This window comes from Sandaracinobacteroides sayramensis (assembly GCF_022014495.1).
GTDB lineage: Bacteria > Pseudomonadota > Alphaproteobacteria > Sphingomonadales > Sphingomonadaceae > Sandaracinobacteroides > Sandaracinobacteroides sayramense.
On record NZ_JAKLSQ010000033.1, the window covers coordinates 76,486 to 85,330 of the forward strand.

The window sequence follows — 8,845 nt, forward strand, 5'->3', positions numbered from 1 at the left end:
GTATCGGTTACGTCACTCGGCAGCTTCAGGCCCCATGGTCGTGGACGGTTTGTTGCCGCTACCAGCTTCGCCGCCGTTCGTGAACAGGCGGCTGAGCCACGGCCCCATTTTCCGCTCCACATCGTCGGCCAGCGTGAAGGCCGCCGGCACGATCACCAGCGTCAGCACGGTGGAGAGCAGCAGGCCGCCGATCACCGCGATCGCCATGGGCGCGCGGAAGCTGCTGTCCCCATGCAGGCCCAGCGCCACCGGCAGCATGCCCGCCGTCATGGCGACGGTCGTCATCACGATCGGCTGCGCCCGTTTGTGGCCGGCGTCCAGAATGGCCGTCTCCCGGTCGACTCCGTGGCGCATCTCCTCGATGGCGAAGTCCACCAGCAGGATCGAGTTCTTGGCGACGATCCCCAGCAGCATCAGGATGCCGATATAGACCGGCATCGTCACGGCATGGCCGGTCAGGATCAGGGCGATCACCGCGCCCAGCGGCGCCAGCAGCAGCGAGCCCATGTTCACGAACGGCGGAAGCACGCGGCGGTAGAGCAGCACCAGCACCGCGAACACCAGCAGCACGCCCGAGACGATGGCGATCACGAAGCCGGTGATCAGCTCCTCCATCACTTCCGCCTGCCCGAACTTCACCTCCTGCACGCCGGCCGGAAGATTCTTCATGGTCGGCAGATTGTGCACGGCCTTCAGCCCGTCGCCGAATTCCACGCCGTTCAGGTCGGCCTCGATGGCGAGGCGCCGGCTCTGGTTGTAGCGGCGGATCTTCGTCGGACCGGTGCCGAAGCTGATGTCGGCCACCACTTTCAGCGGCACCGACCCACCGGACGCGGTGGGCACCGGCAGGTTCGCCAGCATGTCCGCATCGGTGCGGGCATTCTCCACCAGGCTCACGCGGATCGGCACCTGCCGGTCCGACAGCGAGAATTTCGCCATATTCTGCTCGATGTCGCCAAGGGTGGCGATGCGGATCGTCTGCGAGAGGGACGCCACCGAAACGCCAAGCTGCGCCGCGATGTCGAACTTCGGGCGGATCAGGATTTCGGGCCGCTCCATGTCGCCGTTGATCCGGGCGTCGCGCAGCACCTTCAGGCCCTGCATCTCCTTCTCGACCTTGCGGGCGGTCCGCGCCAGCAGCTCCGGGTCGTCGCCGGCCAGCATCACCACCAGGTCGCGGCCGTTGAAGCCGCCGTTCATCGAGGCGAAGTTGATCCGCGCGTCGGCGATCCCCATCAGCTGCGGCGCCACCCGGCGTTCGAACTCCTTGGTCGAGACGTCGCGGTTCTTGCGGTCCACCATGTTGATGAAGATGTTCGCGAACCGCACATCTCCGCCGTCGCCGATCGATTCGAACGCCTGCTGCACTTCCGGCTGCTGGCGCAGAATCGCGTTCACCTGGTCGACGGCATGCGTCGTCTCGGCCAGCGTCGTGCCGGGCGGAAGCTCGATCTGCACCTGCGAGGACCCATAGTCCCCGTCCGGCTGGAAGCCGGACGGCATCTGCGAGAAGAGGAAAACGGTCAGGAACAGCGAGGCGAAGCCGAGGCCCACCACGGTCAGCGGCCGGGCATGGGCTTCGATCTGGCCCCACAGCCGCGCGAAGAAATTGCCGTGCCGCTTCTGCGGGTCGCGGTGGATGGTCCAGGCCAGCAGCTTCATGTAGCGCCGCATCAGCGGGCCGTCGCCATGCGCCTGCTCGCCGTGCGGCTTCAGGAAATAGGCGGCGATCAGCGGCGTGATCAATCGCGCCACCAGCAGCGACATGAAGACGGCAATGGCGACGGTCAGGCCGAACTGCTTGAAATACTGCCCCGGAATCCCCGGCATGAAGGCGACCGGCAGGAAGACGGCGATGATCGAGAAGGTGGTGGCGACCACCGCCATGCCGATCTCGTCGGCCGCGTCCAATGCCGCCTGATAGGGCGATTTCCCCATCCGCATGTGGCGGACGATATTCTCGATCTCCACGATGGCGTCGTCGACCAATATGCCCGCCACCAGGCTGAGGGCGAGCAGGCTGATGGTGTTGAGCGTGAAGCCCATCAGCTCCATGAACCAGAAGGTGGGGATGGCGGAGAGCGGGATCGCCAGCGCGGAAATCACCGTCGCCCGCCAGTCCCGCAGGAACAGGAACACCACGATCACCGCCAGCAGCGCGCCTTCCCACATGGCGGTCATGGCGCTTTTATATTCTTCCTTGGTGTATTTGACGGTGGTGAAAAGCTCGCTGAACTCCACGCCGGGGAACTGCTTCTTCAGCTCCTCCAGCTTGGCGTTCATCCGGTTGTAGACCTCGACGTCCGACGCGCCCTTGGCCTTGAAGATGCCGAAGCTCGTCACCTGCCGGCCGTTCAGCCGGGCGATGTTGCGCTGTTCGGAGGCGCCGTCGCGCACTTCGGCGATGTCGGCCAGCCGCACGTCGCGGCCGGCGCCGATCGGAATGCGCGTCTCGCCAAGCTGCTGCGCCGTGCGGGCGCCGCCCAGCACCCGGACCGCCTGTTCCGAGCCGGAGATTTCCGTCCGCCCGCCCGGCGCGTCGAGGTTCAGCTGGCGAAGCTGGGTGTTCACCTGCGCCGCGGTGATTCCATAGGATTGCAGCTTCACCGGATCGAGGTTCACCCGCACTTCGCGGCTGACGCCGCCGCCGCGGCCCACCTGCGCCACGCCCGGAATCGCCACCAGCGTCTTCGAAACGCTGTTGTCCACGAACCAGCTCAGCTGCTCCAGCGTCATGGCGGTGGAACTGACGGCGACATAGGCAAGCGCCCCGCCCTCGATGTCCACCCGCTCCACCTGCGGCTCCAATATGCCGTCGGGGAGGTCGGAGCGGACCTTGGTCACCGCGTCGCGCACATCGTTCACGGCGCGGTCGACCGGCGTTCCCAGATGGAATTCCACCGAGGTGTTGGAAGAGCCTTCCTGCACCCAGGAGGTGATGTTCTTCACATTGCCGATTCCGGCGACCGCGCCTTCGATCTTCTGCGTGACCTGCGTCTCGATCTCGGTCGGCGCGCCGCCCGGCTGCGACACGATCACCTGCACGATCGGCACCGAGATGTCGGGCATCTGGGTGATCTTCATGCGGTAGAAGCTGACCGCGCCGATCGCCGTCAGCAGGATGAAAAGCATCAGCGGCGGGATCGGGTTGCGGATCGCCCAGCTGGACATGTTCTGCATGGCGGGCGCTCCTCAGCCGGAGGTGGAGGGGGAGGGGCTGGCCGCCGCGGGCGCTGCCGCGCCGGCCGCCGGCCGCGCCGCCGGCTTCGGCGTCACCTTCTCGCCCGGATGCAGGAAGGCCCCGGCCGATTGCACCACCTTTTCCTGGCCCGTGAGGCCGGACAGGATGACGACCCCGGCGGGCGTCACCGCCCCCGTCGTCACGGCCACGCGCTTCACCACATCGTCGCTGCCGACGGTCAGCACATAGCTGCCCTCATTGTCGAACAGCACGGCGGATTGCGGCAGGCTCGGCCGCTGGGCGCGGGCGCCTTCCACCACCACATTGGCGAACCCGCCCGAGCGAAGCTCGGCGGCGCGCGGCAGCGCGATTCGCGCCACGCCCTGCCGGCTTTCCGGATCGATCACCGGCTCCAGCAGCCAGACGCTGCCGGCATAGCTGTTGCTCGAGCCGACGGGGGTCACGGTCGCGGCCTGCCCCGGCGCCAGGCCGGGCATGTCCTGCTCGGCCACCTGCGCGCGCAGCTCCAGTTGCCCGCCGGCGGCGATTCGGTAAAGCGCGCCGCCGCCCGGGGAAACGATCTGCCCGGGCTCCACCATGCGCTGCAGCACCAGCCCGGCTTCCGGCGCGCGGATGGCCAGCCGGTTCAGCCGCTCCTGCATCTCGCGCACCTGCGCCTGCGCCACGCTGACGCGGGCGCGCGCCGAATCGCGGGTGGCGGTGCGGCGGTCGATATCGGCCTTGGAGATGAACCCGCGCGACACCAGCGTCTCGGCCCGCTCCAGTTCGGCCTGGGCGAGGCGGGCATCCGCCTGCGCCTGCGTCACGCTGGCCTGAAGCTGCTGCAACTGCGCGCGCTGCACGGCGCTGTCGATCTCGGCCAGCACCTGGCCCTTGCCCACATATTGCCCCGCCTCGGCGCGGATGGCCGAAATCATCCCGCCTTCGCCCGCGACGCCCACGGGCATGTCGCGCCGCGCATGGATGGTGCCCACGGCCGCCACCCGGTCGGCGACGAGGCTGGTGCCCGGCACCATCACGGTGACGGAAGGCGGCCCGGCCGGCGGCGCCTGCGGCTTGGGCGCATTCGCCTTCTGCACCAGGAACCAGATGAAGGCGGCGGTCGCCAGCGCGGCGACCAGCGCGATCAGCCAGCCGCGGCGCTTCTTCGCCGCGGAACTGTCCGCAATGTCGTCTTCACGCTGAAGCTGCGCCCGGATTTCGGGGTCATGAGGGGACAGGTGCATGTTCATGCCGTTTCAGCCTTGTTGTCGATGGGGTCGCCCCACGTCTTCGGCGTGCCGCCGCATGTGTGGAACTCCCCTGCCGCCCGACCGCTCCCCTCAAAGACGGGCGGGCTGTTCCTGCTTCGAAGGCGAAAGCTTCGCCCCTGCCACAGATTTTCGCCCAATACACATTTCATGGGGAAAGCGAAAGACCTGCCGCGCACAAGCCTGTTGATATCCTGCCGCCGCCCGGTCTTTGCCATCGCGCCGGTTTACGGCCGCTTCAACTGTGCTAACCTCCGCGCCATCACGGCCGCGATCGGGCGCGCCGTCGGTTCTGGTGGGGAGCAACTCATGGAATATAGCTTCATCGGTTGGATCGTGATCGGTCTCATCGCCGGCGCGCTGGCGAAATGGATCATGCCGGGCCGCGATCCGGGCGGAATCATCGTCACCATCCTGATCGGCATCGCCGGCGGCCTGCTGGGCGGCTTCCTGGCGGGCGTGCTGCCCTTCTTCTCGACCGGCGGGCACATCTGGAACCTGGTGCTGGCGACGGCGGGCGCGGTGCTGCTGCTGTGGATCTACCGCCTGATCAAGAGCCGCTCGGCCTGAAGCGGAACTGAGCGCCGGCTTCATCGCCGGGAAAGCGTCGAAGCCGCAGGGGAAGGCCTGCCGGCGCGGGCCTTTTTCCCGTAAGGCCCGCGCCGGCCACATCCTTTATGGGGAGACCCAAGTGAAGACATCGAAGCTCGCCGCCGCCATCGCCGCCGCCATGGCCGCCAGCGCCGCCATGGCGCAACAGGCGCCCGCCACTCCCACCCCCGCCACGCTCACGCTTACCGCCACCAGCGAAGTGCAGGCCGCGCCCGACATCGCCTCCATCGGCGCCGGCGTCGTCACCCAGGCGGCCGAGGCGCAGGCGGCGCTGGCCGCCAACAGCGAGAAGATGGTGCGCGTGGTCGCGGCGCTGAAGAAGGCCGGCATCGCCGAGCGCGACATCCAGACCAGCGGCCTCAACCTGCAGCCGCAGTTCCGCTACGAGCAGAACCAGCCGCCGGCGCTGACCGGCTTCCAGGCCTCCAACCGGGTGCAGGTGACTCTGCGCGACGTGCGGTCCGCCGGCAAGGTGATCGACGCGCTGGTGAAGGAAGGCGCGAACCAGATCGACGGCCCGGATTTCCGCGTCGACAATCCGGAGCCGCTGCTCGACCGGGCCCGCACGCAAGCGGTGCAGAAGGCCCGCGCCCGCGCGGAGCTCTACGCGGCGGCGGCCGGCCTTTCGGTGAAGCGCATCACCGCCATCAACGAAGGCTTCTCGCAGCCCGCGCCGATGCCCAAGGGACGGATGGTAGCAATGGAAGCAAGGGCGGACGCCGCCCCGCCGGTCGCGCCGGGCGAAGTCGGCCTGTCGGCCACCGTCACCATGGAATTCGAACTCGGCCCGCGCTGAGGAGCCTTGGCGGGCGGCTGCCGCCGCCCGCCTGTCATTTCAGGCGCCGCTTTCGCTCTTCAGCACCGCCTTGGAAAGGCCGCCGACGAAGGTCTCGAAGTCCCTGGCCTCGCGGAAGTCCTTGTAGACGCTGGCGAAACGCACATAGGCCACCGGGTCCAGCCGTTCCAGCCCCTGCATCACCAGGGCGCCGATCTGGCCGGCTTCGATTTCCGATTCGCCCATCGCCTCCAGTTGCCGCTGCACGGCCGATACGAAGCGCTCGATCCGGTCGCTGTCGATGTCCCGCTTGCGGCAGGCGATCATCACCGAATGCGCCAGCTTCTCGCGGTCGAACGGTTCCTTCTTGCCGCTCTTCTTCACCACCACCAGCTCGCGCAGCTGCACCCGCTCGAAGGTGGTGAAGCGCGCGCCGCAGGAAGGGCATTGCCGCCGCCGACGGATGGCGCTGACATCCTCGGTGGGGCGGCTGTCCTTTACCTGGCTGTCTTCATGGTGGCAGAAGGGGCAGCGCATCAGTCTTGCTTGGGCTTCTTGGCCAGAGTCCTGAGATAGCCAAGGCCGCCGCCGACCGCCGCGCCGAACAGCGGGCCGACGAAGGGCACAACCAGCCCCAGCGCCGCGCCGGCCGCGGCACCCGTGCCGACGTTGCGGCCGAGAGGCGTGTTCCAGATCTTCTGCGCGGTCTGGCCGGCTTCGCTCTTCAGCGCCTTGTCCGCCAGATCCTCGGCGGTGTCGGCTACCTTGCGGCCGGTTTCGGTTTCCAGCGCCTTCTTGTGCAGGTCCTGCGCGGCGGCGGTCACCTTCTGCCCGGCTTCGCTCTTCAGCGCCTTGTCGGTCAGCTCGCCGGCCTTCTCGAACACATCGTCGGCGATCTCCACCGCCTTGCGGCCGGTTTCCGATTCGGTGATCTTCGCGCCGGCCTCCACGGCCTCGTCCGCCAGCTTCTCCACCTTGTCCGGCGCCGGAGCCTCGGCCGCAGCCTTGGGGGTGGCGGTCTTCCGGGGCTTCTTCGGGGTTTCTTCGGTCATCGTCTCGATCCTTTCGCGCGGGAGGAACGTTCGTGGTCAGGCGTAGATGGGGAAGCGGGCGGTCAGCGCGGCGACACGGGCGCGCACATCGGCCTCCACCGCCGCATTGCCTTCGGGGCCGTTCGCCGCCAGCCCGTCCAGCACGTCGGCGATCATGTGCCCGATCGCCTCGAACTCGGCCCGGCCGAAGCCGCGCGTGGTGCCGGCCGGAGAGCCGACGCGGATGCCGCTGGTCTTGGTGGGGGGAAGCGGATCGAAAGGCACGCCATTCTTGTTGCAGGTGATCTGGCTGCGCTCAAGCGCCTCGTCGGCGTCCTTGCCGGTCAGGCCCTTCGGGCGAAGGTCGATGAGGGCGAGGTGGGTGTCGGTGCCGCCCGCCACCACGTCGCAGCCGCGCGCCTTCAGCGTCGCGGCCAGCACCTGCGCGTTCTCGATGATGGCGCGGGCGTAATCCTTGAACTCCGGCCGCAGCGCCTCGCCGAAGGCCACCGCCTTGGCGGCGATCACATGCACCAGCGGCCCGCCCTGCATGCCAGGGAACACGGCCGAGTTGAATTTCTTGCCCAGTTCCAGGTCGTTGGAAAGGATCATGCCGCCGCGCGGGCCGCGCAGCGTCTTGTGCGTGGTCGTCGTCACCACCTGCGCGTGCGGCAGCGGCGAAGGGTGCAGCCCGGCCGCCACCAGCCCGGCGAAATGCGCCATGTCCACATGCAGCAGCGCGCCGGCCTTGTCGGCGATCTCGCGCATGCGCTTGAAGTCGATCACCCGGGGGTAGGCCGATCCGCCGGCGATCAGCAGCTTCGGCTTCACCTCCAGCGCCTGCGCCTCCAGCGCCTCATAGTCGATCAGATGCGTGTCCGCCGTCACGCCATATTGCACGGCGTTGAACCACTTGCCCGACATCGCGGCCTTGGCGCCATGCGTCAGGTGCCCGCCCGCATCCAGAGACATGCCGAGAATCGTCTCGCCCGGCTTCACCAGCGCCAGCATCACCGCGCCATTGGCCTGCGCCCCGGAATGCGGCTGCACATTCACATATTCGCAGCCGAACAGCTCCTTCGCCCGGTCGATGGCCAGCTGCTCCACCACGTCCGAATATTCGCAGCCCTGATAGTAGCGCTTGCCCGGATAGCCCTCGGCATATTTGTTGGTGAAGATCGAGCCCTGCGCCTCCAGCACCGCGCGCGAGACGATATTCTCCGAAGCGATCAGCTCGATCTGGCCCTGCTGCCGGTGCAGTTCGCCCTTCACCGCCTCGGCGATGGCGGGGTCGGCCTCCAGCAGCGTCGCGCCGAAGAAGCTGTCGTTGGCGGGCGAAAGGGGTTGGCTGCTCATGCGGGCGCTCCTCAGGCTAGTTTCTCGACGCGGCCCTGGTGGCGGCCGCCTTCGAACGGGGTTTCAAGAAAGGCGCGCAGGGCATCCCGCGCCGTCTCGGCGCCGATCAGCCGCGCGCCGAAGGAAATCATGTTCGCGTCATTGTGCCGGCGCGAAAGCCGGGCCGACAGATTGTCGTGCACCAGCGCGCAGCGCGCGCCCGCCACCCGGTTCGCCGCAATGGAAATGCCGATGCCCGATCCGCAAACCACCACGCCGAACTCCGCCCCACCGGAGGCCACCTTCTCGGCGCAGGCCCGCCCGAAATCGGGATAGTCGACGGAGGTGGTCGCGTCCGCCGCGCCCAGGTCGATCACCTCATGCCCGGCCGCCAGAAGATCGTCGGCCAGCGCGGCCTTCAGGGGATAACCGGCGTGATCTGAAGCAATCGCGATTTTCACGGTAACGAGGCCCCGGCGAATAGCATGAGTCGCAACCCCTTGTAGGGCCGCCGTGCCCCTATGCCCCATATGTCCGCGTTCGCCAAGCGAGGGGGTGGGCCATGTTCGAAGGGGCTCCGCCCCTTCACCCCGGCAGGGGAATGATTCCCCTGCACCCCCTTTTCTCAGCGTGGCGCCAA

Annotated in this window: 8 protein-coding genes; 2 read left to right on the forward strand and 6 right to left on the reverse strand. The window is 68.0% G+C overall.

The features are described 5' to 3' along the window. Positions 1-12: 12 nt before the first annotated feature. Together L6Q21_RS17195 and L6Q21_RS17200 are read right to left on the reverse strand one after the other, a co-directional pair. A complete protein-coding gene (locus tag L6Q21_RS17195; protein ID WP_237831981.1) occupies positions 13-3,180 on the reverse strand; it encodes an efflux RND transporter permease subunit in 3,168 nt (1,055 codons plus the stop codon). 12 nt (positions 3,181-3,192) lie between these two features. Beyond that, positions 3,193-4,434, reverse strand: coding sequence for an efflux RND transporter periplasmic adaptor subunit (locus tag L6Q21_RS17200; RefSeq protein WP_237831982.1), 1,242 nt, complete (start codon positions 4,432-4,434; stop codon positions 3,193-3,195). 327 nt (positions 4,435-4,761) lie between these two features. Here L6Q21_RS17200 and L6Q21_RS17205 point away from each other — a divergent pair, with 327 nt between their 5' ends. Both L6Q21_RS17205 and L6Q21_RS17210 read left to right on the forward strand, forming a co-directional pair. Further along, the gene (locus tag L6Q21_RS17205; RefSeq protein WP_237831992.1) at positions 4,762-5,022 is read left to right on the forward strand and encodes a GlsB/YeaQ/YmgE family stress response membrane protein; all 261 of its coding nucleotides are present in this window, start codon (positions 4,762-4,764) and stop codon (positions 5,020-5,022) included. A 121-nt stretch (positions 5,023-5,143) separates the two neighbouring features. Further along, entirely contained in the window at positions 5,144-5,860 is a 717-nt protein-coding gene (locus L6Q21_RS17210; RefSeq protein WP_237831983.1) for an SIMPL domain-containing protein, read from the forward strand. Between the two features lie 39 nt (positions 5,861-5,899). Here the strand turns inward: L6Q21_RS17210 and nrdR are convergent, their stop codons facing one another. Genes nrdR through rpiB form a run of 4 tightly spaced genes read right to left on the reverse strand, consistent with a single transcriptional unit; the run spans position 5,900 to position 8,666 of the window. Next, complete coding sequence (nrdR, locus tag L6Q21_RS17215) at positions 5,900-6,376, reverse strand: transcriptional regulator NrdR (RefSeq protein WP_237831984.1); 477 nt, start codon at positions 6,374-6,376, stop codon at positions 5,900-5,902. Beyond that, positions 6,376-6,891: a hypothetical protein gene (locus tag L6Q21_RS17220; RefSeq protein ID WP_237831985.1), complete on the reverse strand. Its 516-nt coding sequence runs from the start codon at positions 6,889-6,891 to the stop codon at positions 6,376-6,378. Before L6Q21_RS17220 ends, nrdR begins: the two co-directional genes overlap by 1 nt. Positions 6,892-6,927: 36 nt before the next feature. Continuing rightward, positions 6,928-8,226 (reverse strand): serine hydroxymethyltransferase, encoded by a 1,299-nt coding sequence (glyA, locus tag L6Q21_RS17225; RefSeq protein ID WP_237831986.1) that lies wholly within the window; start codon positions 8,224-8,226, stop codon positions 6,928-6,930. A gap of 11 nt (positions 8,227-8,237) precedes the next feature. Beyond that, entirely contained in the window at positions 8,238-8,666 is a 429-nt protein-coding gene (gene rpiB / locus L6Q21_RS17230) for a ribose 5-phosphate isomerase B (protein ID WP_237831987.1), read from the reverse strand. Positions 8,667-8,845: the final 179 nt, after the last annotated feature.

Bases quoted from the DNA above. Each gene is read 5' to 3' on its own strand.
- L6Q21_RS17195 (WP_237831981.1), bottom strand. From the start codon at position 3,180: ATGCAGAACATGTCCAGCTGGGCGATCCGCAACCCGATCCCGCCGCTG.
- L6Q21_RS17200 (WP_237831982.1), bottom strand. From the start codon at position 4,434: ATGAACATGCACCTGTCCCCTCATGACCCCGAAATCCGGGCGCAGCTT.
- L6Q21_RS17205 (WP_237831992.1), top strand. From the start codon at position 4,762: ATGGAATATAGCTTCATCGGTTGGATCGTGATCGGTCTCATCGCCGGC.
- nrdR (WP_237831984.1), bottom strand. From the start codon at position 6,376: ATGCGCTGCCCCTTCTGCCACCATGAAGACAGCCAGGTAAAGGACAGC.
- L6Q21_RS17220 (WP_237831985.1), bottom strand. From the start codon at position 6,891: ATGACCGAAGAAACCCCGAAGAAGCCCCGGAAGACCGCCACCCCCAAG.
- glyA (WP_237831986.1), bottom strand. From the start codon at position 8,226: ATGAGCAGCCAACCCCTTTCGCCCGCCAACGACAGCTTCTTCGGCGCG.